Origin of the sequence: Neisseria sp. P0020.S005 (assembly GCF_051957055.1) — a bacterium.
GTDB lineage: Bacteria > Pseudomonadota > Gammaproteobacteria > Burkholderiales > Neisseriaceae > Neisseria > Neisseria subflava_A.
In genome coordinates this window covers 35,409-62,128 of the sequence record NZ_JBQCWV010000013.1, presented here as the reverse complement: position 1 = coordinate 62,128, position 26,720 = coordinate 35,409, and the positions used below count along the sequence as shown (strand labels likewise).

The window sequence follows — 26,720 nt, the reverse complement described above, 5'->3', positions numbered from 1 at the left end:
TCTAAATCTGGAGCAGGAAATGAAAATTGCAAATAATATTACCGAGCTGATCGGCAATACACCTTTGGTGAAATTAAACCGTCTGACTGAAGGTTTGAAAGCGCAAATCGCCGTTAAACTTGAATTTTTCAATCCAGGCAGCAGCGTGAAAGACCGTATTGCCGAAGCCATGATTGAAGCGGCGGAGCAAGCCGGTAAAATCAATAAAGATACCGTTATCGTTGAGGCGACCAGCGGAAATACCGGTATCGGTTTGGCAATGGTGTGTGCGGCCCGCGGTTATAAATTGGCGATTACTATGCCTGAGAGCATGAGTAAAGAACGCAAAATGCTGCTGCGTGCGTTTGGTGCAGAATTGATTTTGACTCCTGCTGCTGAAGGCATGGCAGGCGCTATCGCTAAAGCCCAGTCTTTGGTGGACGAACATCCAGATACTTACTTTATGCCGCGCCAATTTGATAACGAGGCTAATCCTGAAGTTCACCGCAAAACCACTGCCGAAGAGATTTGGAGCGATACAGACGGTAAAGTGGATATTTTCGTGGCAGGTGTGGGTACGGGCGGTACGATTACCGGCGTGGGTGAAGTGTTGAAAAAATACAAACCCGAAGTTCAAATCGTGGCTGTCGAGCCTGAAGCTTCCCCAGTATTGAGCGGTGGCGAGAAAGGCCCGCATCCGATTCAAGGTTTGGGTGCAGGCTTTATCCCCAGCGTTTTGAATACGACTGTTTACGACAGCATTGTCAAAGTACCTAACGAAGCAGCGTTTGAAACTGCGCGCACTATGGCTGAAAAAGAAGGCATTTTGGTAGGTATTTCTTCCGGTGCCGCGGTATGGAGCGCATTGCAACTGGCTAAAAAACCTGAAAACGAAGGTAAGCTGATCGTTGTCTTGTTGCCATCATATGGCGAACGCTATCTTTCTACACCTCTCTTTGCCGATTTGGCATAAATATAGGATTGTGGTTAAAAGGCCGTTTTCAGACGGCCTTTTTTGCGTATGGGCTTGAGATATCGTATGAAATCTGTTGTAATTCAGTTAATCTGTTTTGAATACCGTTATTCAAAAGTTGGTTTCTTCAACGAATCATGCTTATAATGCGCATTATGAAAAAATACATTCTTCCTATCCTTGCTGTAGCGGTACTTGCCGGTTGTGAATCGATTTATGTTCCAACATTGAAAGAAGTGCCAGTTCGACCAACCAACGTTAAGAAACCTAAGGCTGATTCACAAGTTTCAGCTACCGGTTATCATTTGGCTCCTTCGCATTGGGCAGATGTTTCCAAGATTCATGATGAAGCACGTCGTTTGAGTACCCAAGTGAGCCAAGGTAGTCTGACCAAAGTTCAGGCTGCACAATATTTGAACCGCTTCCGTATCCAACAAGTGGGACGCAACTCCGTTGATGACAGTATGTATGAAGTTTATCTGCGTTCCGCCGTTGACAGTCAACGTGGTGAAATTACTACCGAGCAATCCAAACAGTACATCCAAGGTGCTTTGCGCGGTTGGCAGCAACGTTGGAAAAACATGGATACCAAGCCAAGCAATCCTGCATTTACCAACTTCCTGATGGAAGTTATGGGTATGCAACCTTTGAAATAAAAAAGTCATAAACCGAGAAGGCCGTCTGAATATTCAGACGGCCTTCTTCTCATATTTATATATGTGTAGTCGAATTGTATCCAATTAAGAACCAAACAGCTTGTCAGCCGCTTGGCGGGCTTTTTCTTGAATATCTTCGGTCAGATAGTTTTTCATCTGAGAATAAACCAGCGCAATGACGGCAATGTCATCGCTGAAGCCAAATGGAATCAGAAGGTCGGGAATGCTGTCGATAGGGCTGAGGAAATAAACCAGTGCGCCGACAATAATCATTTTGGCGCGTTTGGGTGTATGTTCGGATTCCCAAAGATAATAAAGTGCATACAGCTGGCGGACGACAGGTTTGCCCAGGCGGCCGGCAAAGCGTCCGAGTTTTTTCATGAAGCCGGATGTGTCTAAGTTTCGACGGCGAAAGGAGGGGATGTAGTCTTCCGGATCGGGTGTGTTTTGATGAGGGGAGTGTGCCATGATTGAGCTTCCTTATAAGGTATGGAAACATTGTTAGTGTTGCACTGTATTTTAGTCCATCTAGGGATGGATGAAATGTCTTTGAATGTATAACTATGTAAGAGTAGTGGTAATAATGCAATGGCAATAATTTAAAAATGGCTTATGCTTTTGTAAAGATTAGGCATCAAGAGTGAGAATTTATCTCGCAATAGATACGATTCTCAAATCATAATGATGTTATTGTAAGTGCTTTGATGGGGAGATGGCTTAATTGCAGGAAAGTAACAAAAAAGGCTAGCCACGCAAAAAAAAATCTAAGAATGATTGTTTGATTTTATTAGTCTTTTGGTAAAAATCATTAGAGCATTCATAAATTGCACTGTTCAAAATGAGATAAAACAGGTAAATTATGGTTTATGTAGCTTATTGTAGTGCTGAGCTATAGGTTTTGAGCTGATAATAAATCTAGAGGAACTGACCATGTCCGCCAAATCACGCCCGGTATTTTTGGAAATTCCGAATATCCGATTGCCCATACCGGGGATTGTATCTATTCTTCACCGTATCAGCGGCGTCGGCTTGTTTGTGATGCTGCCTGTTCTCTTGTATTTCTTCTCTGGAACGCTGGATCGCGAAGCGTCGTTTGAAGCATATCGTTCTGCTATTTCCAATCCGTTTGTGAAGCTGATCCTTATCGGTCTGTTGTGGGCATATCTGCACCACTTTTTTGCCGGTATCCGCTTTCTGTTTTTGGATGTGCATAAAGGCCTGGAATTAAATACTGCCCGTACTACTGCTAAAGTTGTATTTGCTTCTGCTTTGATTCTGACCGTCGTTTTGGGAGCTTTGTTATGGTAGAACGTAAATTGACAGGTGCGCATTACGGTTTGCGCGATTGGGCAATGCAACGTGCAACTGCGGTCATCATGCTGGTGTACACCGTGGTTCTTTTGGTTGTTTTGTTTACGTTGCCTAAAGAATATTCGGCATGGCAGGCATTTTTTGATCAAACTTGGGTGAAGGTGTTTACCCAAGTGAGCTTTTTGGCCGTATTCCTGCATGCATGGGTAGGTATCCGCGATTTGTGGATGGACTACATTAAGCCTTTCGGCGTGCGTTTGTTTTTACAAGTTGCCACCATCGTTTGGTTGGTAGGCTGCTTGGTGTATTCAGTTAAAGTAATTTGGGGGTAAATATGGGTTTTCCTGTTCGCAAGTTTGATGCCGTGATTGTTGGCGGTGGTGGTGCAGGTTTACGCGCAGCCCTCCAATTGTCTAAATCCGGCCTGAATTGTGCTGTTTTGTCTAAAGTCTTCCCAACCCGTTCTCATACTGTAGCGGCTCAAGGTGGTATTTCTGCTTCATTGGGTAATGTGCAGGAAGACCGTTGGGATTGGCACATGTACGATACCGTAAAAGGTTCCGACTGGCTGGGCGACCAAGATGCGATTGAATTTATGTGTCGCGCAGCACCTGAAGCAGTAATTGAGTTGGAGCACATGGGTATGCCTTTCGACCGTGTGGAAAGTGGCAAAATCTACCAACGTCCTTTCGGTGGCCATACTGCAGAACACGGTAAACGTGCGGTAGAACGTGCATGTGCTGTTGCTGACCGTACCGGTCATGCGATGTTGCATACTTTGTACCAACAAAACGTCCGTGCCAATACACAATTCTTTGTGGAATGGACAGCGCAAGATTTGATTCGTGATGAAAACGGCGACGTAGTCGGTGTAACCGCCATGGAAATGGAAACCGGCGAAGTTTATATTTTCCACGCTAAAGCTGTGATGTTTGCTACCGGTGGTGGCGGCCGTATTTATGCTTCTTCTACCAATGCTTATATGAATACCGGTGACGGTTTGGGTATTTGTGCCCGTGCGGGTATTCCGTTGGAAGACATGGAATTTTGGCAATTCCACCCGACCGGTGTAGCCGGTGCCGGTGTATTGATTACCGAGGGTGTGCGCGGTGAGGGCGGTATTCTGTTGAATGCCGACGGCGAACGCTTTATGGAACGTTATGCTCCAACCGTAAAAGACTTGGCTTCCCGTGACGTGGTTTCCCGTGCGATGGCGATGGAAATTTACGAAGGTCGCGGCTGCGGTAAAAACAAAGACCACGTATTGCTGAAAATCGACCATATCGGCGCAGAAAAAATTATGGAAAAACTGCCGGGCATCCGCGAGATTTCCATTCAGTTTGCCGGTATTGACCCGATTAAAGACCCGATTCCTGTTGTGCCGACTACCCACTATATGATGGGCGGTATTCCGACTAACTACCACGGCGAAGTTGTTGTTCCGCAAGGTGAAGATTACGAAGTGCCTGTAAAAGGTCTGTATGCGGCAGGTGAGTGCGCTTGTGCTTCCGTACACGGCGCGAACCGCTTGGGTACCAACTCCCTGTTGGACTTGGTGGTATTCGGTAAAGCTGCCGGCGACAGCATGATTAAATTCATCAAAGAGCAAAGCGACTGGAAACCTCTGCCTGCTAATGCCGGTGAGTTGACTCGCCAACGTATCGAGCGTTTGGACAACCAAACCGGTGGTGAAAACGTTGATGCATTGCGTCGCGAACTGCAACGCTCTGTACAACTGCACGCCGGTGTGTTCCGTACTGATGAGATTCTGAGCAAAGGCGTTCGAGAAATCATGGCGATTGCTGAGCGCGTGAAACGTACTGAAATCAAAGACAAGAGCAAAGTGTGGAATACCGCGCGTATCGAAGCTTTGGAACTGGATAATCTGATTGAAGTAGCGAAAGCGACTTTGGTGTCTGCCGAAGCGCGTAAAGAATCGCGCGGCGCACACGCTTCAGACGACCATCCTGAGCGCGATGACGAAAACTGGATGAAACATACCCTGTATCATTCAGATACCAATACTTTGTCTTACAAACCGGTACATACCAAGCCTTTGAGCGTGGAATACATCAAACCGGCTAAACGCGTTTATTGATGAGTTTTCAGACGGCCTTTATCTTAAAGGCCGTCTGAAACCTAACCATACCCACATTGAACTGCTTGAATTCATAATACAAAATCATTGGGCAGTTTATGAGAAAAGGAACACTTCTCATGGAAAAAATGAGTTTTGAAATTTACCGTTACAACCCGGACGTTGATGCCAAGCCTTATATGCAACGTTACGAGTTGGAATTGGAACCAACGGACGTTAAACTTTTGGATGCTTTAGTGCGCCTGAAAGCGCAAGACGATACATTGTCTTTCCGCCGTTCTTGCCGCGAAGGTATTTGCGGTTCTGACGGTATGAACATCAACGGCAAAAACGGCTTGGCATGTCTGACCGATCTGCGTGGTTTGAAACAGCCGGTTAAAATCCGCCCTCTGCCAGGTCTGCCTGTTATCCGCGACCTGATTGTGGATATGACCCAATTCTTCAAACAATATCACTCCATCAAACCTTACGTTGTCAACGATAACCCTATCGATGCGGACAAAGAGCGTCTGCAAACTCAGGAAGAGCGTAAAGAGTTGGACGGTTTGTACGAATGTATTTTGTGTGCTTGCTGCTCGACTGCCTGCCCGTCATTCTGGTGGAACCCTGATAAATTCGTTGGTCCGTCTGGTTTGCTGAATGCTTACCGTTTCATTGCGGATAGCCGTGATACCATTACTAACGAGCGTTTGGATAATCTGAACGATCCATACCGTTTGTTCCGTTGCCACACCATTATGAACTGCGTAGACGTATGTCCTAAACACTTGAATCCGACCCGAGCCATCGGTAAGATTAAAGAGATTATGTTGAAACGAGCCGTTTAAGAAATGATGGTTTTTGACGATATTGCCAAACGGAAAATCCGTTTTCAAACCCGCCGGGGATTGTTGGAATTAGACTTAATCTTCGGCAGGTTTATGGAAAAAGAATTCGAGCACCTGAGTGATCAGGAGTTGTCCGAATTTTCCGAAATCCTCGAATTTCAAGACCAAGAGTTGCTTGCCTTGATTAACGGACATTCGGCGACGGACAAGAAACACCTGATTCCCATGCTTGAAAAAATCAGACAGGCATGACGTGTTATAGAGCTTGTTTGCGATGCCAATCCGAACAAGCTCTTTCCATACTGAGGCCGTCTGAAAAAAAAGGACCGTGCCGCTTGGGCGGCAACGAAAGCCCCAACTTACAAAGGAGTTTAAGAATGTTTAAATCAGTCAAGCTCACCACCCCAAATCAAGAGACCTTGGAACTGCCAGTATTGGAAGCAAGTATTGGCCATGATGTGGTTGATATCCGTACTTTGACTAAAAATACAGGTCTGTTTTCCTTCGACCCAGGATTCGTGTCAACTGCAAGTTGCGAATCCAAAATCACTTATATTGATGGCGATGAAGGTCTGTTGTATTACCGTGGTTATCCTATCGAGCAGCTGGCCGAAAAATCCGATTATTTGGAAGTTTGCTATCTGTTGATTTACGGCGAATTGCCTACCCCTGAACAGAAAAAAGAATTTGATGCCACAGTCGGTCGCCATACTATGCTGCATGAGCAGCTGACTTGGTTCTTCCGCGGTTTCCGTCGCGATGCGCATCCGATGGCGATGATGGTTGGCGTGGTTGGCGCTTTGTCTGCTTTCTACCAAGACAGCTTGGATATTGCCAATCCTGAGCACCGCAAAATTGCGATTTACCGCTTAATCTCTAAAATCCCGACAATTGCGGCAATGTGTTACCGTTATTCCAACGGTCTGCCGTTCAATTATCCAAAAAATAACCTTTCCTATGCTGAAAACTTCTTGCACATGATGTTCGCAACGCCATGTGAAGAATACAAACCTAATCCAGTATTGGCTCGCGCGCTCGACCGCATCTTTATTTTGCATGCCGACCACGAGCAAAACGCCTCTACTTCGACTGTACGTTTGGCCGGTTCTTCCGGCGCGAACCCGTTTGCCTGTATCGCAGCCGGTATCGCTTGCCTGTGGGGTGCTTCACACGGCGGCGCAAACGAAGCTGTCTTGAAAATGTTGGACGAAATTGGCGATGTATCTAATGTTGCCGAATACATGGAAGGTGTGAAACAACGCAAATACCGTCTGATGGGCTTCGGTCACCGCGTATACCGCAATATGGACCCACGAGCCAACATCATGCGCGAAACCTGTTATGAAGTCTTGAAAGAATTGGGCTTGGAAGACAGTCCTAAATTCAAGCTGGCAATGGAATTGGAACAAATTGCACTGAAAGATCCATTCTTTGTTGAGCGCAAGCTGTATCCAAACGTCGATTTCTACTCCGGTATCGTCTTGTCCGCATTGGGCATTCCAACTGAAATGTTTACCGTTATCTTCGCATTGTCGCGCAGTGTAGGTTGGATTTCTCATTGGCATGAAATGATTAGCGATCCGGCACTGAAAATCGGTCGCCCACGTCAACTGTATACCGGTGCAGAACGTCGCGATTACGTTCCGGTAGATAAACGCTAATAGACAATACATTAATATATTGTTGAAAAGTCGTTTGAAAAAATCGAATTGCCGTTTTCAATGAGGTTGGTCGTAATTAATTAAGTTGATAGCAGGTAATTTGATTTGAAATAGGGTAGAATAAAGTGTCATTTCAGACGGCCTGAATTCCGTTCGGAGAACACGGGATTCTACCCTTTGTTTATATTTTAAAGAAAAGAGCTCACGCCATGATGGACGAAAAACTCAATTTCTCTTATCTGTTTGGTTCTAATGCGCCATACATCGAGGAGTTGTATGAAAAGTTTCTGGATAATCCGGAATCTGTCGATGAAAAATGGAAACAGTACTTTACCGATTTGAGTAAACAGCCGGGCGCAGTCGCTGTCGATGTTGCCCATACACCGATTCGTGAATCATTTGCCACTTTGGCTAAAAAGAAAATTGCCGCAGCCGTCGCAGGCGGTGTGGATGAGGCAATGATGAAAAAGCAAGTCAGCGTTTTGCGACTGATTTCTGCCTATCGTATCCAAGGCGTGGGTGCAGCCCAACTTGATCCGCTCAAACGTATCCCTCCTCAAAATATCGAAGCTCTCGATCCTAAATTCCACGGTCTGTCAGATGCCGATATGGCGCTTCAGTTCAATATGGGCGAGGGCGATTTTTCCGGTCAGAGCAAACTGCCTCTGTCCCAAATCATCAGTAACCTCAAACAAACCTACTGCGGCCATATCGCGGTAGAGTACATCTACATTCCAAATACCGAAGAGCGTCGTTGGGTGCGCAATTATTTTGAAAGCGTATTGTCCACACCGCATTACAATGCCGATCAAAAACGCCGCATTTTGAAAGAAATGACTGCCGCCGAAACTCTGGAACGCTACCTGCATACCAAATATGTCGGTCAAAAACGCTTTGGTGTCGAAGGTGGCGAAAGTGCCATTGCCGGTTTGAACTATTTGATTCAAAACGCCGGTAAAGACGGCGTGGAAGAAGTCATCATCGGTATGGCACACCGTGGCCGTCTGAATGTTTTGGTTAACATTTTGGGCAAAAAACCGGCTGATCTGTTTGCCGAATTTGAAGGCCGTGCCGAAATCAAATTGCCTAGCGGCGACGTGAAATACCACATGGGCTTCAGCTCCGACATTGCTACGCCACACGGCCCGATGCACGTTTCTTTGGCATTCAACCCGTCACACTTGGAAATCGTTAACCCAGTAGTAGAAGGTTCTGCACGCGCCAAACAAAAACGTTTGGGCGAAAACGGCCGCGATAAAGTCTTGCCGGTATTGATTCACGGTGACTCCGCATTTATCGGTTTGGGTGTTAACCAAGCAACATTCAACCTGTCTAAAACACGCGGCTATACCACCGGCGGTACTGTTCACATCGTGATCAACAACCAAATCGGCTTTACCACTTCCGATACCCGCGATACCCGTTCTACTGTACACTGTACCGATATCGCGAAAATGGTTTCCGCTCCGGTTATCCACGTGAACGGCGATGACCCTGAACGCGTTTGCTTTGCTATCCAAGCCGCTTTGGATTACCGCAAAAAATTCCATAAAGACATCGTGGTCGACGTTGTCTGCTACCGTAAATGGGGCCACAACGAGGGCGATGATCCGACCCTGACCCAACCGATGATGTACAAAAAAGTATCGCAACACCCGGGTGCGCGTGCTTTGTACACCGAACAACTGATTGCCGAAGGCGTGGTAACCCAAGCTGAGGCTGACGGTTACATCCAAGCCTACCGTGATGCTTTGGACAAAGGCGAACATGTTGAACAAACAACGTTGAGCAATTTCCAACGCACACAAATCGACTGGAGCAAATACCAAGGCAAAGATTGGCGCGAAAAAATCGAAACCGGTTTGCCTGCCGCCGACATTGAGCGTCTTACTGAGAAATTCACCGCTGTACCGGAAGGCTTTGCCCTGCATCCGACTGCAAAACGTGTGATCGAAGCGCGTAAAGCCATGGCATCCGGCAAACAAGCCATCGACTGGGGTATGGCCGAAACCCTCGCATACGCAAGCCTGCTGACTAAAGGTCATGGCGTGCGTATCTCCGGTGAGGACTCCGGCCGCGGTACATTCTCACACCGTCATGCCGTTCTGCACGATCAAAAACGCGAAAAATGGGACGACGGTACTTATGTTCCTCTGCGCAACATGGGCGAAGGCTTGGGCGAGTTCCTGGTTATCGACTCTATCTTGAACGAAGAAGCCGTGATGGCGTTCGAGTACGGCTTTGCCTGCTCCGCTCCTGACAAGCTGACCATTTGGGAAGCGCAATTCGGTGACTTCGCTAACGGCGCGCAAGTAACTATCGACCAATTCCTGTCTTCAGGCGAAACCAAATGGGGTCGTTTGTGCGGTCTGACCACCATCCTGCCGCACGGCTACGATGGTCAAGGCCCTGAGCACTCTTCTGCACGCGTAGAACGTTGGTTGCAACTGTGTTCTGAGAACAATATGCAAGTCATCATGCCGTCTGAAGCGTCGCAAATGTTCCACCTCTTGCAACGTCAAGTCTTGGGTTCATACCGCAAACCGCTGGTGATTTTCATGTCCAAACGCCTGTTGCGCTTTAAAGGTGCAATGAGCCCGCTGGAAAACTTCACCGAAGGTTCGACTTTCCGTCCGGTTATCGGCGATACCGCCGAACGCGCAAGCAACGATAGCGTGAAACGCGTGGTATTGTGTGCCGGTCAGGTTTACTATGACTTGGAAGCTGGCCGTGCCGAGCGTAAACTGGAAGATGATGTTGCTATCGTCCGCGTTGAGCAGCTGTATCCGTTCCCATACGACGAGGTTAAAGCTGAACTGGCGAAATATCCGAACGCAAAATCTGTGGTTTGGGCGCAAGAAGAGCCGAAAAACCAAGGCGCGTTCTACCAAATTCGCCACCGCATCGAAGACGTTATCAGCGAAGAGCAAAAACTGTCTTATGCCGGTCGTCCAAGCAGCGCATCGCCTGCAGTGGGCTACTCAAGCAAACACATTGCTCAATTGAAACAATTGGTTGAAGACGCTTTGGCATTGTAAACCAAGTAGCATTCCGTCTGAGTCTGCTCAGGCGGAATGCCCATATGCAGAATTAAAAACACACAACAGGCCGTCTGAAAGGGCCATTGGAGACACAAAATGATTATTGATGTAAAAGTACCTATGCTGTCTGAAAGCGTATCTGAAGGCACGCTCTTGGAATGGAAGAAAAAAGTTGGCGAAGCCGTTGCCCGTGACGAAATCTTGATCGATATCGAAACTGACAAAGTGGTTTTGGAAGTACCTTCTCCACAAGCCGGCGTATTGGTTGAAATCGTAGCGCAAGACGGTGAAACCGTTGTTGCCGACCAAGTTTTGGCGCGCATCGATACCGCTGCTACTGCCGCTGCTGAAGCCCCAGCCGCCGCGCCTGCAGAAGCAGCTCCAGCCGCTGCTCCTGCTGCTGCACAAAACAACGCCGCTATGCCTGCTGCCGCCAAACTGGCTGCCGAGACCGGTGTTGACGTGAACGCATTGCAAGGTTCCGGCCGTGACGGTCGCGTATTGAAAGAAGACGTACAAAATGCCGCTGCCAAACCTGCCGCAGCCGCTGCTCCTGCTGTTGCACTTCCTGCCGGCGCACGTCCTGAAGAACGCGTACCAATGAGCCGCCTGCGTGCCCGTGTTGCAGAACGCCTCCTGGCTTCTCAACAAGAAAACGCTATTCTGACTACATTCAACGAAGTCAACATGAAACCAATCATGGACTTGCGTGCGAAGTACAAAGAAAAATTCGAGAAAGAACACGGCGTGAAATTGGGCTTTATGTCCTTCTTCGTTAAAGCCGCTGTTGCCGCCCTGAAAAAATATCCGGTTGTGAATGCTTCTGTTGACGGCAAAGACATCGTTTACCACGGCTACTTCGACATCGGTATCGCAATTGGCAGCCCACGCGGTTTGGTTGTACCAATCCTGCGCGATGCCGACCAAATGAGCATTGCCGACATCGAACAAGCAATTGTTGATTACGCGAAAAAAGCCAAAGACGGCAAAATCGCTATCGAAGATCTGACCGGTGGTACATTCAGTATTACCAACGGCGGTACTTTCGGTTCTATGATGTCTACCCCGATCATCAACCCGCCTCAATCTGCGATTTTGGGTATGCACGCCACTAAAGAGCGCGCTGTGGTTGAAAACGGTCAAGTTGTTGTCCGTCCAATGATGTATCTGGCTCTGTCTTACGACCACCGTATCATTGACGGCCGCGAAGCTGTATTGACCTTGGTAGCCATCAAAGACGCGTTGGAAGACCCAGCTCGCCTGTTATTGGATCTGTAATCGTTTCAGACGGCCTTTTATTTGTTAATGAAAAGACCGTCTGAATTTTTATTTAGATGTAGCGTAATGTAGTATCGTGCTACAATAGGCTCAACGAACGATTGAGGCCGTCTGAAACATTTGATTCGAATGAATCGACAGATATGGACTTTCAGACGGCCTTTTCTTAAAACCATCAAAACGCAGTCATTCAAAATAAAAAAGAAACGAAAAGTATCGTTTTTATTTTGAGATACTGCTAAAAGCAAAGGATGACACGATGTCTCAATATGATGTAGTAGTGATTGGTGCAGGCCCGGGCGGATACGTTGCCGCCATCCGTGCCGCGCAACTGGGTTTCAAAACCGCTTGCGTCGATGCAGGCGTTAACAAAGCAGGCAATGCCCCTGCATTGGGCGGTACTTGCTTAAACGTAGGTTGTATCCCTTCTAAAGCCCTGTTGCAATCCAGCGAACATTTCCACGCTGCGCAACACGAGTTTGCCGAACACGGTATCACTGTCGGCGACGTAAAATTCGACGCAGCCAAAATGATTGAGCGCAAAGATGCCATCGTGACCAAACTGACCGGCGGCGTGAAATTCCTGTTCCAGAAAAACAAAGTAACCAGCCTGTTCGGTACTGCTTCCTTTGCCGGTAAAAATGGCGATGCTTACCAAATCGAAGTCGATAACAAAGGCGAGAAAACCGTTATCGAAGCCAAACACGTCATCGTAGCCACCGGTTCCGTACCGCGTCCGCTGCCACAAGTCGCTATCGACAACGTGAACGTATTGGATAACGAAGGCGCATTGAACCTGACTGAAGTACCTGCCAAACTCGGCGTGATCGGTTCCGGCGTGATTGGTTTGGAAATGGGTTCCGTATGGAACCGCGTGGGTGCAGAAGTTACCATTCTTGAAGCTGCGCCGACCTTCCTGGCAGCTGCCGACCAACAAATCGCCAAAGAAGCCTTCAAATACTTCACCAAAGAGCAAGGCCTGAGCATTGAATTGGGCGTGAAAATCGGTGACATTAAGTCTGAAGGCAAAGGCGTTTCCGTTGCTTACGAAACTGCTGCCGGCGAAGCCAAAACCGAAGTATTTGACAAACTGATCGTTGCTATCGGCCGTATTCCAAACACCAAGGGCCTGAACGCCGAAGCCGTAGGCTTGGAAAAAGACGAGCGCGGCTTTATCAAAGTAGATGGCGAATGCCGTACCAACCTGCCTAACGTATGGGCAATCGGCGACGTGGTTCGCGGCCCGATGTTGGCACACAAAGCCAGCGACGAAGGCGTTGCCGTTGCCGAGCGCATTGCCGGTCAAAAACCGCATATCGACTTCAACAACGTACCGTTCGTGATTTACACCGACCCTGAAATCGCTTGGGTGGGTAAAACCGAAGAGCAGCTCAAAGCCGAAGGCGTGGAGTACAAAAAAGGTACTTCAGGTTTCGGTGCAAACGGTCGCGCATTGGCCATGGGCAAAGCCAAAGGTACGGTTAAAGTATTGGCAGATGCAAAAACCGACCGTATCTTGGGCGTACACATGATTGGCCCGGTTGTCAGCGAATTGGTTACCGAAGGCGTGACTGCGCTCGAATTCTTCGCCAGCAGCGAAGATATCGCCCGCATTATCCATGCCCACCCAACCTTGTCCGAAGTGGTTCACGAAGCTGCATTGGCGGCCGACAAACGCGCTTTGCACGGTTGATAGACATTAAGGCCGTCTGAAATTTTTCAGACGGCCTTAAGGCCTCCGATAAATTGAATGTTCCGAGAGCTTCGTTTTCTGATTTATAATTTCGTCAGGCAAACAAACAGCATTTACATTCATTATGAACAAAGAAATAGTCGGTATTTTCTTTATACCGGCGGGCATCATCAGCATGTGTATGGCCGCATTGTGGCAGATGTATGTGATGATGACCGAAACTTATACGCTCAACCGTTTCAAAGATAAAGAATTGGTTTGGCGCGTGGCATTGTTGTTTATCAGTTTCAGCCTTGCCGTTTATCTGCTCTGCCCGAATTCGCGTAAAAAAGGCATCGTCTTTTTTATTCTCGGGGGAGGCGGTGCAGCCATGTATCTGCTGGCGCGGATGTGGTTGCCCTTCAGTAAATAGTAGGGCCGTCTGAAAATATGGGATTGGCCGCAGGGCGATTCCTAAAACCCACTCACCTTAAGGAGAAATCCATGAATTTACACGAGTATCAGGCTAAAGAACTGCTGGCTAGCTACGGTTTGCCCGTACAAGGCGGTATTTTGGCACACAACGGCGAAGAAGCCGCTGCAGCTTACGATAAATTGGGCGGCAAATTCGCTGTTGTCAAAGCACAAGTACACGCCGGCGGCCGCGGTAAAGCGGGCGGCGTAAAAGTCGTTAAAAGCCGCGAAGAAGCTAAAGAAGTGGCTGAAAGCCTGATTGGCACCAACTTGGTAACTTACCAAACCGATGCCAACGGCCAACCTGTCAACAGCGTTTTGGTTTGCGAAGACATGTATCCGGTTCAAACCGAGCTGTACTTGGGCGCAGTGGTTGACCGTTCTACCCGCCGCGTTACATTCATGGCTTCTACCGAAGGCGGCGTGGAAATTGAAAAAGTTGCTGCCGAAACTCCAGAAAAAATCTTCAAAGTAACCGTTGATCCTCTGGTCGGCCTGCAACCTTGCCAAGCTCGCGAAGTTGCCTTCCAACTGGGCTTGAAAGACAAACAAATCAACGAGTTCGTCAAACTGATGACCGGCGCGTACAAAGCGTTTATCGAAAACGACTTCGCCCTGTTTGAAGTAAACCCATTGGCAGTCCGTGAAAACGGCGACTTGGCTTGCGTGGACGGCAAAATCGGTATCGACAGCAACGCGCTCTACCGCCTGCCAAAAATCGCTGAATTGCGCGACAAATCTCAAGAAAACGAACGTGAGCTGAAAGCTTCTGAATTCGACCTGAACTATGTTGCTCTGGAAGGCAACATCGGCTGTATGGTTAACGGTGCCGGTTTGGCGATGGCCACTATGGACATCATCAAACTCAAAGGCGGCCAACCTGCCAACTTCTTGGACGTTGGTGGCGGCGCAACCAAAGACCGCGTGGTTGAAGCGTTCAAACTGATTTTGGAAGACAAATCCGTTCAAGGCGTATTGATCAACATCTTCGGCGGTATCGTACGTTGCGACATGATTGCGGAAGCCATCGTGGCAGCCGTTAAAGAAATCAACGTCAACGTTCCTGTCGTTGTTCGTTTGGAAGGTAACAACGCCGAACTCGGCGCGAAAATCCTGAACGAATCAGGTCTGAAACTGACTTCTGCAGACGGCCTGAATGACGCAGCCGAAAAAATTGTTGCAGCCGTAAACGCCTAAGGAGAAAAGAATGAGCGTATTGATTAATAAAGACACCAAAGTATTGGTTCAAGGTTTCACCGGTAAAAACGGTACTTTCCACTCCGAACAAGCTCTGGCTTACGGCACTAAAGTTGTCGGCGGCGTTACCCCAGGCAAAGGTGGTCAAACCCACCTGGACCTGCCTGTATTCAACACCATGAAAGAAGCCGTTAAAGAAACCGGCGCTGACGCATCTGTAATTTACGTTCCAGCTCCGTTTGTTTTGGATTCTATCGTTGAAGCCGTTGATTCAGGCGTAGGCTTGGTCGTTGTGATTACCGAAGGCGTGCCTACTTTGGACATGCTCAAAGCCAAACGTTACTTGGAAACCAACGGCAACGGTACCCGTTTGGTCGGCCCTAACTGCCCTGGCGTGATTACTCCGGGTGAGTGCAAAATCGGTATTATGCCGGGCCACATCCACACTCCGGGCCGCATCGGTATTATTTCCCGTTCCGGTACATTGACTTACGAAGCTGTAGCACAAACCACCAAACTGGGCTTGGGTCAATCAACCTGTATCGGTATCGGCGGCGACCCGATTCCTGGTATGAACCAAATCGACGCACTGAAACTCTTCCAAGAAGACCCAGATACCGACGCCATCATCATGATTGGTGAAATCGGCGGTACTGCGGAAGAAGAAGCAGCCGAATACATCCAATCCAACGTAACCAAACCTGTTGTAGGTTACATTGCTGGTGTTACCGCTCCTAAAGGCAAACGTATGGGCCACGCCGGTGCGATTATTTCTGGCGGTAAAGGTACTGCCGAAGAAAAATTCGCCGCTTTCGAAAAAGCCGGTATCGCTTACACCCGCAGCCCTGCCGAGTTGGGCACTACCATGCTGGAAGTGTTGAAAGCAAAAGGTTTGGCATAAGACTTAAGTCTTTAAGCTGAATTGAAAAGGCCGTCTGAAGTTTTCAGACGGCCTTTTTTAATTTCATTGGGTTGTTTTCGTTATAGGAACTTAATTTAAATTAACGTTTATTTGGAAATAAATGGTTATAATACTATTAACAGATAAACAATCTGTAATCATATCAATCTATAGGAGAGTAGTATGAAAAAACATAATTTTGAAAAACGTCGTGATGCTTTGTTGGAAGATATCCGAGAAGTAATGGATGATGTGGACGAACTGTACCGCAATGGTGTTGAAGCCGGTTCGGAAGAGGGTAGTAAAATTCGCGCTAAATTGGAAGCAAAATTGGCAGAAGCCAAAGAGCGTTTTAGCAGCTTCGAAGAAGAAATTAGTGAACGATTTAAAGATGGTAAAGAGCTTTTTTCCGAATTAGAGTCAGATGCTGGTGCACGCTTGAAACGCGGTGCCAAACAAGCTGATGAAGTGGTGCATGAAAAACCATATTATGCAATGGGTTTTGCCGCATTGGCCGGTTTGGTTGTCGGTGTGTTGTTGAACCGCCGTTAATGCGAATATGTTAAGGCCGTCTGAACAGGTGTGTATATGAAATCATGGATTTCATTGCGCCGTGCAGACGGCCTCTGCCTTATGTTTTCCTGAAAAAAAGGATAGTTAAGATGGGAATTCGCCAGCGTTTTGAACATGGCAAGGCTTTGTTGAATCAGGGCGCGGATTTGCTGTTGCTGCGTTTGCAGGTATTGAGCTTGGATTTGACGCGTCAGGCGGAGAATGTGTTCCGGTTGGCGATTTGGCTGGTGTTGTCCGGCGCGCTGTTGATGGTGGGCTTGGTCGGTTTGCTGTTCGGCTTGAACCGCGTGCTGTCGGATGTGGCCGCTTTGTGGGTGTTTTTCGGCATTTTCTTTGTAAGCCTGCTGATTATTGCCGTATTGTTCCGCAAAGTATCGGCAGATTATCGGGAGCAGGGCAGTCGTGTGGCTGAAACCTTGCAGGATATTCGATCGGATATTGCGTATTTGCGCGGTGAGATAGACAAGGATACGGACGATGAAGCGACAGGAGTATGAAGAAGAGCGTGAGCTGCTGCTTTTAGAGGCTAAGCTGGTGCGGCTGCGGATTGAAGCGGAAAATTTGAAACTGCGTAAAGCGGAAGAAAGCAAAACACGACAGGGCAATCAGTTGATTAAGCTCGCAGATGTGGCGTATCAGTTGAGCCAAACGCGTTTGCTGTCTCAACGCTCTTTGTTTTCTACATCGCGCCGTCGGCATTGGATTTGGCTGGTATTGGCGGTCATACTGGGTTTGTCGAGATAATCGAGGGCAGTGGTTTGGTCAAAATGATATTTGCGGCGAGTTGTTAGCTCGTGTGAGCCGCTTGTTGAGGACGCTGCGTCATTGTGTTGCCGAAACTGAAACTTTATCTATGTTGAGTATTTTTTACAAAAGACACCGGCCGTCTGAACATTTCAGACGGCCTCAATGTTTGGAGTTTCAGATATAATGGCGGCAATTTTGAAATTATTAAATGAAGGATAGATGATGAACCGTTTGTATCCCCACCCGATTATCGCCCGTGAGGGCTGGCCGATTATCGGCGGCGGTTTGGCTTTGAGCCTGCTGGTGTCGATGTGCTGCGGCTGGTGGTCTTTGCCGTTTTGGGTGTTTACCGTATTTGCCCTGCAGTTTTTCCGCGACCCTGCGCGTGAGATTCCGCAAAATCCTGAAGCGGTGTTGAGTCCTGTTGACGGCCGTATCGTGGTGGTCGAGCGCGCACGTGATCCGTACCGTGATGTCGATGCTTTGAAAATCAGTATTTTTATGAACGTGTTCAACGTGCATTCGCAAAAATCGCCTGCCGATTGTAAGGTAACGAAAGTGGTCTATAACAAAGGCAAATTCGTGAATGCGGATTTGGACAAAGCCAGCACGGAAAATGAACGCAATGCGGTTTTGGCAACTACGGCTTCAGGTCGTGAAATTACTTTTGTTCAAGTGGCCGGTTTGGTGGCGCGCCGTATTTTGTGCTACACCCAAGCAGGTGCGAAACTGTCTCGCGGCGAACGCTATGGCTTTATCCGCTTTGGTTCGCGTGTGGATATGTATCTGCCTGTCGATGCGCAGGCGCAAGTGGCGATTGGCGATAAAGTTACCGGCGTCAGCACTGTATTGGCGCGTTTGCCGCTGACTGCGCCGCAAGCTGAATCTGAGCCTAAAGCCGCAGCTCCACAAGCCGCGCCAGTTTCACAAGCAACTCCGGCTTCTCAAGCTGCTCCGGTTGAGACAGTGGCAAACCAATCTACCGAACAACAGCAAATCGAAGCAGCGGCGGCTAAGATTCAAGCGGCTGTGCAAGATGTGTTGAAAGATTAATAGTCAGTTTTAAATGATTGGCTAAAACAAGAAAAAGGTTTTCAGACGGCCGTCTGAAAACCTTTTTTGTTTGCCTATCCGATTTTAAAACTTCACGTTCACGCCGCCGGTAAAGCTGCGGCCCATTTGCGGCGTATCAGAGAGGAAGCTGCTGTGGGCGTAAACGGATTGGTTGAGCAGGTTGTCGGCTTTGACGTACCAATTCCACTCGCCATAGCGCGTATTGCGGCGGTAGTTTGCGCCGAGGTTGAGCATATGGTGTCCGGGCGTGCGCGTTTCGTAGCGGGCGAGTTTGTTTTGGGCGAACACGCGGTAGTAGTCCAAATTGGCATCGATGCGGTCGGTCAGCGAGGCTTTCAGGTGGACGCCGAGGCGAGCAGCCGGAACACGAGGGGCGTTTTGGTCGTCCTGTGCGATGAAAGGACGGTTGCCGTAGGCATCTTCCCTGCCGGGTAGGGACGGCAGGTTTTTCAGACGGCCTCGTACATAGTCGCCGGAAACGCCGATGCGGTAGCGCGGTGTCGGTTTGAAGTAGATTTCGCCTTCCGCGCCGTAGAAGTCGGCGCCGGATTGGTTGTAGCGCACGAGCTTCATTTCGCTGTCGTCTTCGATGGATTTGGGGCCGCGTCCGTCGTTTAAGGTTTGGGCGTAGATGTAGTTGCCGAAGCGGTTGCGGTAGAGTGCCAGATTGTATTGCCAGCGGTCGCCTTCGTAGCCCAGCGCGAGTTCGATATTGTTGGAACGCTCTTTGTTGAGGTGTTTGTTGCCGACTTCGAAGGTGTTGGTGGCGACGTGTTTGCCGTGTGCGTACAGCTCTTGCGTTGACGGCAGGCGTTCCTGATGGGAGGCGGTCAGACTGAGTTTGTGATGTGGCGTGAAATACCAGTTGCCCGAAAGCGCGAACGAGCGGGCGGTTTGGCGGTGTGCGTCGAGGTCGGGCAGGGGTTGGTTGTAGTAGTTTTCCCGATCAATCAATGCTTTGTCGTATTGGATGGAGGCTTTTTGTTTTTCCACGCGTACGCCGCCTTCAAGTGAGAAGTTGTCCCAGTTTGCCTGTTCTACGCCGAAAAAGCTGTAATGGCGGACATTGTTGTCAATCAACATCGGTTGTTGGACGGTTTCGGGGAGGGCGGAAAGCGCGCTGGATTTTTGTCCCAAATATTGCACGCCCCAACTGCCCCTCAGACGGCCTATGGGTTGGTGGCGCAACTCGATACGGGCGTTGTGTGTTTTGTTGTTGAAGAAGTTTTCTACTGCATCGCCTGCTTTTTCGTCGTGGTGGTAGTCATTGCGGTTCAGATGTACGCGCAGGGCTTCAAAACCGGGGAATGGATGCTTCCATTCGGCGCGGAGTTCGTAGCGTTTGTTGCGCAGGTCTATCCACGGTTTGCCGTTGTGGGTATGGGCGTGTGCATTATCGTCGTCGTGGAAGCCGCAGCTCAAGCCCGGGTTGTCGTAATCGATGTCTTCTTCGGTCAGCAGGTGTGGATAAAGCTGCAAATAGCGTTTGTTAATCAAACTCTTCTGCCAGATGATGTCGGCGTGGCAGTCGTCGTAGAGATGACTGTGCGCAGGCAGGCCGTAGCGGTCGCGACGGTCGCTGTACGCTACGCCGATAAAGCCTTTCTCGCCCACCCAAGACAGGCCGATGCTGCCTGTTTTTGAATCGGCATGGCTGTCGGGCAGGCGTTTCAGACGGCCTTCTTCTTTTTGATAGCGCGGTACGGCGTAATCGCCCGATTTGCGGTACAAGCCTTCGGTATGCAGCACGAAGTGGTTGCCCAAGCCGATATTGATGCCTGCGGATGTCAGTTTTTCCAAATTGCCGCTGCTCAAACGCAATCCGGCTTCGCCCGATACGCCGTTTTCAGGCATTTTTTCGGGGATTTTTCCATCGGCAACATCGACCAAACCGGCCACATTGCCCGAGCTGTACAAGAGCGTAACCGGGCCGCGCAGGATTTCGACCTGTTGCGACAAGGCGCTGTCCACCATCAGGGCATGGTCGGGCGAGAAGTCCGCCATGTCGCCCGTTTCGCCGTGATGGTTCAACACTTTAATCCGTCTGCCTGTTTGACCGCGTATCACAGGCGCGGACGCGCCGCCGCCGTATTGCGAGGCATGAATGCCCGGTACGCCGTCCAAAGCATCGCCCAAGTTGACGGCTTTTTGCCGCAAAGTATCGCCGGAGATGATTTTGTCGGAGGCGGTCGAAGCGTGCAGCAGCCCCGACGTTGCACGCGGACGGCTTTTACCGACGACGGTAACCTCTTCCAAGTCAACCGACTGCTCGGTTTCATGCGCTTGGGAGAGGATGGGGGTGCTGATTAAAAGAATAGATAAAACAATGGGTTTGAGTGTGGTTTGTGTCATTTTAGTTTCTCATCATATTTCGAAAGGCTGTTATTATATAACATTTCATTATTAATATGATAAGATTTTTGAGAAAAAAGGCCGTCTGAAAACGAAGTGTGGTTTTCAGACGGCCTTTGGCTTGTATACAGGTTTAAATGAAAACGGAACAATCTATCTTCAACCTGGTTTTATTAAGGCAGAACATCATGATAGATGGTTTTTTAAAGGTTCACTTGGTTTCAGCGGCTTTAGCACCTGCGGTTTCGGCGATCAAATCCAAGAATACCAACGGCTTTTTGCCGATATTTTTGAGTGCGTGGGACTGGCCGGGGCGGGCGATGGTAATGTCTCCTGCGCCGACTTCGGTCTGTTTACCTTCGCTGTCGGTAAACAGACCTTTGCCGGATACGATGATGTAAACGTCTTCATTGCCGGTATGTTTGTGCTGACCGATGGAAGCGCCCGGCGGCAATGTGAGCCAGCCGATTTCTTTGAATGCGTCTTGATCGGCGGTTTGATGGCGCGTGAAGGCAAAGCTGCCGAGCAAGGGGCCTTGGCCTCCGGCTGCATTTTCGCGGTTCCATTCTGCTAAGTCGGCTTTTTTGTACACTTGGATGCTGCGGTCGGTGGTGGTGGTTTGTTCGGCGGCTTGAGCGTTTAGAGATGTGCCGAGCAGAAGGGCGACAGATAATGCGGCAAATAGCGGTTTCATGGCGGTTCTCCGTTTGTCAGGTTGAGTCAGATAATGCAGATTCCGTTTTCAGACGGCCTGCGGGGTTGAAACGATTAACCCCGCAGGCTTCCCCCAAGATTTATTTCACATTGCGCAGATAGTTCAGCAATAAAGGAACAGGGCGGCCGGTCGCGCCTTTTTCTCCGCCGGATTTCCATGCGGTACCTGCAATGTCGAGGTGCGCCCACGGGTAGTCTTCGGTGAAGTAAGACAGGAAGGTGGCGGCGGTAATCGTGCCTGCGCCGGGCGTGCCGATGTTGGGGATGTCGGCAAAGTTGGATTTGAGTTGGTCTTTGTAGGTCTCAAAGAGCGGCAGTTGCCATGCTTTGTCGTCCACGTTGCGGGAAGCGGCCAGCAGGCTGTCGACCAAATCTTGATTGTTGCCCATCACGCCGCTAACGTCATGACCCAAGGCAATGATGCACGCGCCGGTCAAGGTGGCGACGTCGATGACGGCTTTGGGTTTGAATTGTTCGGCATAAGTGAGCGCGTCACACAAAATCAGACGGCCTTCGGCATCGGTGTTCAATACTTCGATGGTCAAGCCTTTCATGCTTTTTACGACATCGCCCGGTTTGTTGGCCGCGCCGGAAGGCATGTTTTCGCAGGTGGCGACGACGGCGATGAGGTTGATCGGCAGTTGCAGTTTGACGGCGGCGCAGAAGGTGCTGATAACGGTTGCCGCGCCGCACATGTCGAACTTCATTTCGTCCATGTTCAGGCCGGGTTTGAGGGAAATGCCGCCGGTATCGAAGGTAATGCCTTTGCCGACCAATACCACAGGCGCGGCTTCTTTATCGGCCGCACCGAAATAGCTCAGTTCGACCAAATATGGGTTTTCGACGCTGCCTTTGGCGACAGACCAGAACGAACCCATGTTTTCTTTGATGTAGTCTTTTTCAATGATTTTGGCGTGTGCGCCCAGTTTTTCGGCTTCGGCTTTGGCGGTACGCGCGAGGAATTCCGGCGTGCATTCGTTGGGTGCGGCATTGCCCAAGTCGCGGCAGAGGCTTTGTCCGTAAACTTGCGCTTCGGCAACGCGCAGGGCTTCTTTGACGGCGGTCTCGTGTGCGCTGTGGAACACGGCTTCTGCAAATTTGGCCGGTTTGGCTTCTTTTTTGTAGCGGTCGAAACGGTAGGCGGCATTGCCGAACGCAATCGCAAACGCTTCGGCAACGGCTGCTGCTTGCGCTTCTTCAAAGGCGTGAACGTCCACATTGACCGTTTCTTGATTTTGCGCCCATTTGGCGGCTTCGGCTGCGGCTTTGTTTAATGTGGCGCGGTCGGTTTTTTCGAGGCGGGCAACGGCAATGGCTTGCAAACCGTTGTCCGTCGGGATTTTGGTGTCGGCGAAATTTTGACCTTCTTCAAGGGAAGCGAAGAGGGCGAGGGCAGTCGGGTTGCTCAGTTGTGATGCTTCGGCGCAGACAAATAATTGCGCACCTGCCTGTTGAGCCTGCAAAGTTTCGGCTTTTGTGCTAAATTTCACGTTTATTCTCCTGATTGGAACGGTTGTCGGTTGTTCAGACGGCCTGTTGACCAGCCGTCCGAACAGATGAAAATCATTGTACTCCATTTGTGTCATGCCGTCTGAAGCCTTATCAATAAATATAGGTTTCCCATAAACCGTATACCACGCTCAATCTTATGATTTACCAAAGAAACTTTATTAAAGAACTTTCCTTTACCGCCGTCGGCATCTTTGTCGTCCTCTTGGCGGTATTGGTGTCCACGCAGGCCATCAACCTGCTTGGCCGCGCAGCTGACGGGCGTGTCGCCATCGATGCCGTGTTGGCCTTAGTCGGCTTCTGGGTAATCGGCATGACCCCGCTTTTGCTGGTGTTGACCGCATTTATCAGTACGTTGACCGTATTGACCCGCTATTGGCGCGACAGCGAGATGTCGGTCTGGCTCTCTTGCGGATTGGCATTGAAACAATGGATACGCCCGGTCATGCAGTTTGCCGTGCCGTTTGCCATTTTGATTGCCGTCATGCAGCTTTGGGTGATGCCGTGGGCAGAGTTGCGCAGCCGCGAATATGCCGAAATCTTGAAGCAGAAGCAGGAATTGTCTTTGGTGGAAGCCGGCGAGTTCAATAGCTTGGGCAAGCGCAACGGCAGGGTTTATTTTGTCGAAACCTTCGATACCGAATCCGGCATCATGAAAAACCTGTTCCTGCGCGAGCAGGACAAAAACGGCAACGACAACATCGTTTTTGCCAAAGAGGGCAATTTTTCGCTGACCGACAACAAACGTACGCTTGAATTGCGCGACGGCTACCGTTACAGCGGTACGCCCGGCAAAGCCGATTACAACCGCGTTTCTTTCCAGCACCTCAGCCTGATTATCAGCACCACGCCCAAACTCATCGACCCTGTTTCACATCGCCGTACCATTCCGACTGCCCAACTGATTGGCAGCAGCAATCCCCAACACCAGGCGGAATTGATGTGGCGTATTTCCTTGACCGTTAGCGTTTTGCTGCTGTGCCTGCTTGCCGTGCCGCTTTCTTATTTCAATCCGCGCAGCGGCCACACCTACAATATCTTGATTGCCATCGGTTTGTTTTTGGTTTACCAAAACGGGCTGACCTTCCTGCGCAACGCCGTGGAAGACGGCAAAATCCATTTCTGGCTCGGACTGCTGCCTATGCACATCATCATGTTTGTGATTGCCGTCGTCCTGCTGCGTGTGCGCAGTATGCCTAGCCAACCCTTCTGGCAGGCGGTTGCCAAAAGTCTGACATTGAAAGGCGGAAAATGAACCTGATTTCACGTTACATCATCCGTCAAATGGCGGTTATGGCGGTTTACGCCCTCCTTGCCTTTCTCGCTTTGTACAGCTTTTTTGAAATCATCAACGAAGTCGGCGATCTTGGAAAAGGCAGCTATAACGGCGCAAAATTGGGGCAGTATGTTTTAATGCAGATGCCTGCGCGCGCATATGAACTGATGCCGCTTGCCGTTTTGATCGGCGGCCTGATTTCCCTCAGCCAACTGGCTTCCGGCAGCGAACTGACCGTTATCAAAGCCAGCGGCATGAGTACCAAAAAGCTGCTGTTGATTCTGTCGCAGTTCGGTTTGATTTTCGCCATTGCCACCGTCGCACTTGGCGAATGGGTCGCCCCCACGCTGAGCCAAAAAGCCGAAAACATCAAAGCCGCCGCCATCAACGGCAAAATCAGTACCGGCAATACCGGCCTTTGGCTGAAAGAAAAAAACAGCATCATCAACGTGCGCGAAATGTTGCCCGACCATACGCTTTTGGGCATCAAAATTTGGCAGCGCAACGATAAAAATGAACTGATCCAAGCGGCAGAAGCCGAATCAGCTGTTTTGAATCCCGACGGCAGCTGGCAGCTGAAAAATATCCGCCGCAGCATATTGGGCGAAGATAAAGTTGAGGCTTCCACTGCCGCCGAAGAAAACTGGCCGATTTCCGTCAAACGCAACCTGATGGATGTATTGCTCGTTAAGCCCGACCAAATGTCTGTCGGCGAATTGACTACCTACATCGACCATCTGGAAAAAAACAACCAAAATACCCAAGTCTATGCCATCGCATGGTGGCGCAAGCTGGTGTATCCCGTTGCCGCATGGGTGATGGCGCTTGTTGCCTTCGCCTTTACGCCGCAAACGACGCGCCACGGCAATATGGGCTTGAAACTTTTCGGCGGTATCTGCCTCGGTTTGCTGTTCCACTTTGCCGGACGGCTCTTTGGCTTTACCAGCCAGTTGTACGGCGTGCCGCCGTTTTTGGCCGGTGCCTTGCCGACGGTTTTGTTTGCACTGTTGGCGGTGTATCTGATACGTCGTCAGGAAAAAAGATAAGCAAAATAAACTTCAGGCCGTCTGAAAGGCAATCTTCAGACGGCCTGAGTATTTTGTGTGCAAAAAACAAAATGCTAAAGTAAAATAATACCTTTCCAAACCAATGCAGCTATTGAAAATGTCCCAAACCATCTGCTTGAATATGATTGTCAAAAATGAAGCGGCAATTATCGAAGAAACACTGGCCAACATCACCGACCACATCAAACTTGACTACTACGTCATCAGCGACACCGGCTCGACCGATGATACTGCCGGCGTGATCCGCCGCTTTTTCAATGCAAAGGGCATCGTGGGCGAGATTCATCATGATGGTTGGCAAAATTTTGCATACAACCGTAATCAGGCTTTGAAACACGCAAAAGACAAAACCGATTACGTGTTGATTTTTGATGCGGACGACCGCTTTGAAGGTAAATTGGAATTGCCCGAGCTGACCGCCGACCGCTACCGCCTTCGCATGAGAAATGCCATGGGCAGCGTGGTTTATTACCGTCCGCTGTTGTTGCGCAATGACGGAACATTCTACTGGCGCGGCGTGTTGCACGAATTTATCGAAACCGACAAACAAGATGCCAGCGAAGCCACGCTTCATGGCGACTATACGGTTCTCAGCGGCCGTTTCGGCGCACGCAGCAATATGGCGAACAAATACCTGCTTGACGCCGTTTCTTTGGAAAAAGCGTTTTACAGTCCTGAAGATGAAGACCTGAAACCGCGTTACGCCTTTTATGCGGCGCGTTCTTATTGGGATTCTGATATGCCCGAGCGTGCGAGCGAATGGTTTAAAAAACGTATCGAGTTGGGCGGTTGGATCGAGGAAGTAACGGTTTCTTACCAACAGCTGGGCGAGTGCTACAAATTAATGGGCAAACGCGATGAAGCCTTGGCGACTTGGTTGGCAGGCTACGATTACAACCCGCACCGTGCCGAGTGTCTCTACCTTGCGCAAACCATGCTGCGTCAGGAAGGGAAATACCGCATTTCCCATGCGATCGGTCTGATGGCGAAACGCATTCCGTTCCCAACAGACGATATTCTTTTTGTCCAAAGCAATGTTTATCAGTTGGACATCGACTATGAATTGTCGGTTACCGCCTATGCGGCCGGCGATTTGCGCCAAGGCTATGAATCTTGCCGCCACTTGCTCTTGCTGAATGTACGCGAGGCATTGACCACGGTGACCATGCAAAATATGTGGCTCTACCGCGAACACGCGCAAACTGAAACGCGCGAAGTGTTGGAGCAGTTGGTGGCCGTAATGCAGCCTTATGCCGCGCAAGGTGGACGTTTGGCAGAAGTGACCGAATATTTCGCCGATATTTTGAAAAACCGTTAATCAGGACTTTGACTCAGCCGTC

25 protein-coding genes are annotated in these 26,720 nt (G+C 49.5%); 21 read left to right on the top strand and 4 right to left on the bottom strand.

What is annotated here, in order from left to right; all coding sequences use genetic code 11:
• Positions 1-19: 19 nt before the first annotated feature.
• Positions 20-952: a cysteine synthase A gene (gene cysK / locus ACTHTU_RS10140; RefSeq protein ID WP_440362466.1), complete on the top strand. Its 933-nt coding sequence runs from the start codon at positions 20-22 to the stop codon at positions 950-952.
• A gap of 155 nt (positions 953-1,107) precedes the next feature.
• Complete coding sequence (locus ACTHTU_RS10135; protein ID WP_372340632.1) at positions 1,108-1,608, top strand: membrane lipoprotein lipid attachment site-containing protein; 501 nt, start codon at positions 1,108-1,110, stop codon at positions 1,606-1,608.
• 84 nt (positions 1,609-1,692) lie between these two features.
• Here ACTHTU_RS10135 and ACTHTU_RS10130 read toward each other — a convergent pair whose 3' ends face one another.
• On the bottom strand, positions 1,693-2,076 hold the full coding sequence (locus ACTHTU_RS10130; protein WP_036491510.1) for a YkvA family protein: 384 nt from the start codon (positions 2,074-2,076) through the stop codon (positions 1,693-1,695).
• Between the two features lie 462 nt (positions 2,077-2,538).
• On the opposite strand from ACTHTU_RS10130, the gene sdhC reads away from it, so the two are divergent.
• The 16 genes from sdhC (at position 2,539) to ACTHTU_RS10050 (ending at position 18,441) form a co-directional block, all read left to right on the top strand.
• Positions 2,539-2,916 carry a succinate dehydrogenase, cytochrome b556 subunit gene (gene sdhC / locus ACTHTU_RS10125; RefSeq protein ID WP_004519263.1) on the top strand — a complete coding sequence of 126 codons (378 nt, stop codon included), beginning with the start codon at positions 2,539-2,541 and terminating at the stop codon, positions 2,914-2,916.
• Positions 2,910-3,251, top strand: a complete 342-nt coding sequence (gene sdhD, locus ACTHTU_RS10120) for a succinate dehydrogenase, hydrophobic membrane anchor protein (RefSeq protein ID WP_004519264.1) — start codon at positions 2,910-2,912, stop codon at positions 3,249-3,251. The genes sdhC and sdhD overlap by 7 nt, the downstream gene beginning before the upstream one ends.
• A gap of 2 nt (positions 3,252-3,253) precedes the next feature.
• Positions 3,254-5,017, top strand: coding sequence for a succinate dehydrogenase flavoprotein subunit (gene sdhA, locus ACTHTU_RS10115; protein WP_070632078.1), 1,764 nt, complete (start codon positions 3,254-3,256; stop codon positions 5,015-5,017).
• Between the two features lie 119 nt (positions 5,018-5,136).
• The gene (locus ACTHTU_RS10110) at positions 5,137-5,844 is read left to right on the top strand and encodes a succinate dehydrogenase iron-sulfur subunit (RefSeq protein WP_002241462.1); all 708 of its coding nucleotides are present in this window, start codon (positions 5,137-5,139) and stop codon (positions 5,842-5,844) included.
• Positions 5,845-5,847: 3 nt separating this feature from the next.
• Entirely contained in the window at positions 5,848-6,096 is a 249-nt protein-coding gene (locus tag ACTHTU_RS10105) for an FAD assembly factor SdhE (protein WP_003678830.1), read from the top strand.
• 125 nt (positions 6,097-6,221) lie between these two features.
• The gene (gltA, locus tag ACTHTU_RS10100; protein ID WP_440362465.1) at positions 6,222-7,505 is read left to right on the top strand and encodes a citrate synthase; all 1,284 of its coding nucleotides are present in this window, start codon (positions 6,222-6,224) and stop codon (positions 7,503-7,505) included.
• A 209-nt stretch (positions 7,506-7,714) separates the two neighbouring features.
• Positions 7,715-10,543 carry a 2-oxoglutarate dehydrogenase E1 component gene (locus ACTHTU_RS10095; protein ID WP_440362464.1) on the top strand — a complete coding sequence of 943 codons (2,829 nt, stop codon included), beginning with the start codon at positions 7,715-7,717 and terminating at the stop codon, positions 10,541-10,543.
• 99 nt (positions 10,544-10,642) lie between these two features.
• Complete coding sequence (odhB, locus tag ACTHTU_RS10090; protein ID WP_002217383.1) at positions 10,643-11,824, top strand: 2-oxoglutarate dehydrogenase complex dihydrolipoyllysine-residue succinyltransferase; 1,182 nt, start codon at positions 10,643-10,645, stop codon at positions 11,822-11,824.
• 259 nt (positions 11,825-12,083) lie between these two features.
• Positions 12,084-13,517: a dihydrolipoyl dehydrogenase gene (gene lpdA / locus ACTHTU_RS10085; RefSeq protein WP_002225317.1), complete on the top strand. Its 1,434-nt coding sequence runs from the start codon at positions 12,084-12,086 to the stop codon at positions 13,515-13,517.
• Between the two features lie 124 nt (positions 13,518-13,641).
• On the top strand, positions 13,642-13,929 hold the full coding sequence (locus ACTHTU_RS10080) for a hypothetical protein (protein WP_002225316.1): 288 nt from the start codon (positions 13,642-13,644) through the stop codon (positions 13,927-13,929).
• Positions 13,930-14,000: 71 nt separating this feature from the next.
• Positions 14,001-15,167: an ADP-forming succinate--CoA ligase subunit beta gene (gene sucC / locus ACTHTU_RS10075; RefSeq protein ID WP_440362463.1), complete on the top strand. Its 1,167-nt coding sequence runs from the start codon at positions 14,001-14,003 to the stop codon at positions 15,165-15,167.
• Positions 15,168-15,177: 10 nt separating this feature from the next.
• Positions 15,178-16,068, top strand: a complete 891-nt coding sequence (gene sucD, locus ACTHTU_RS10070) for a succinate--CoA ligase subunit alpha (protein ID WP_002244992.1) — start codon at positions 15,178-15,180, stop codon at positions 16,066-16,068.
• 183 nt (positions 16,069-16,251) lie between these two features.
• Positions 16,252-16,620 (top strand): DUF883 family protein, encoded by a 369-nt coding sequence (locus ACTHTU_RS10065; protein ID WP_070608049.1) that lies wholly within the window; start codon positions 16,252-16,254, stop codon positions 16,618-16,620.
• Positions 16,621-16,730: 110 nt separating this feature from the next.
• Positions 16,731-17,138, top strand: a complete 408-nt coding sequence (locus ACTHTU_RS10060; RefSeq protein ID WP_049330957.1) for a phage holin family protein — start codon at positions 16,731-16,733, stop codon at positions 17,136-17,138.
• Positions 17,119-17,385, top strand: a complete 267-nt coding sequence (locus ACTHTU_RS10055) for a hypothetical protein (protein WP_070608048.1) — start codon at positions 17,119-17,121, stop codon at positions 17,383-17,385. Before ACTHTU_RS10060 ends, ACTHTU_RS10055 begins: the two co-directional genes overlap by 20 nt.
• Before the next feature lie 225 nt (positions 17,386-17,610).
• The gene (locus ACTHTU_RS10050) at positions 17,611-18,441 is read left to right on the top strand and encodes a phosphatidylserine decarboxylase (protein WP_440362478.1); all 831 of its coding nucleotides are present in this window, start codon (positions 17,611-17,613) and stop codon (positions 18,439-18,441) included.
• An 84-nt stretch (positions 18,442-18,525) separates the two neighbouring features.
• Here ACTHTU_RS10050 and znuD read toward each other — a convergent pair whose 3' ends face one another.
• From znuD to ACTHTU_RS10035, 3 genes are all read right to left on the bottom strand, one after another.
• Positions 18,526-20,814, bottom strand: a complete 2,289-nt coding sequence (gene znuD, locus ACTHTU_RS10045) for a TonB-dependent zinc receptor ZnuD (RefSeq protein ID WP_440362462.1) — start codon at positions 20,812-20,814, stop codon at positions 18,526-18,528.
• Between the two features lie 211 nt (positions 20,815-21,025).
• Complete coding sequence (locus ACTHTU_RS10040; protein ID WP_440362461.1) at positions 21,026-21,508, bottom strand: cupin domain-containing protein; 483 nt, start codon at positions 21,506-21,508, stop codon at positions 21,026-21,028.
• Positions 21,509-21,608: 100 nt separating this feature from the next.
• Positions 21,609-23,018, bottom strand: a complete 1,410-nt coding sequence (locus ACTHTU_RS10035) for a leucyl aminopeptidase (protein ID WP_440362460.1) — start codon at positions 23,016-23,018, stop codon at positions 21,609-21,611.
• 158 nt (positions 23,019-23,176) lie between these two features.
• Between ACTHTU_RS10035 and lptF the strand changes: the two genes are divergently transcribed.
• The 3 genes from lptF to ACTHTU_RS10020 all read left to right on the top strand — a co-directional run bounded on the left by lptF (position 23,177) and on the right by ACTHTU_RS10020 (position 26,698).
• Positions 23,177-24,292 carry an LPS export ABC transporter permease LptF gene (lptF, locus tag ACTHTU_RS10030; protein WP_004519285.1) on the top strand — a complete coding sequence of 372 codons (1,116 nt, stop codon included), beginning with the start codon at positions 23,177-23,179 and terminating at the stop codon, positions 24,290-24,292.
• Entirely contained in the window at positions 24,289-25,359 is a 1,071-nt protein-coding gene (lptG, locus tag ACTHTU_RS10025) for an LPS export ABC transporter permease LptG (protein WP_440362459.1), read from the top strand. Before lptF ends, lptG begins: the two co-directional genes overlap by 4 nt.
• 118 nt (positions 25,360-25,477) lie before the next feature.
• On the top strand, positions 25,478-26,698 hold the full coding sequence (locus tag ACTHTU_RS10020; protein WP_440362458.1) for a glycosyltransferase: 1,221 nt from the start codon (positions 25,478-25,480) through the stop codon (positions 26,696-26,698).
• Positions 26,699-26,720: the final 22 nt, after the last annotated feature.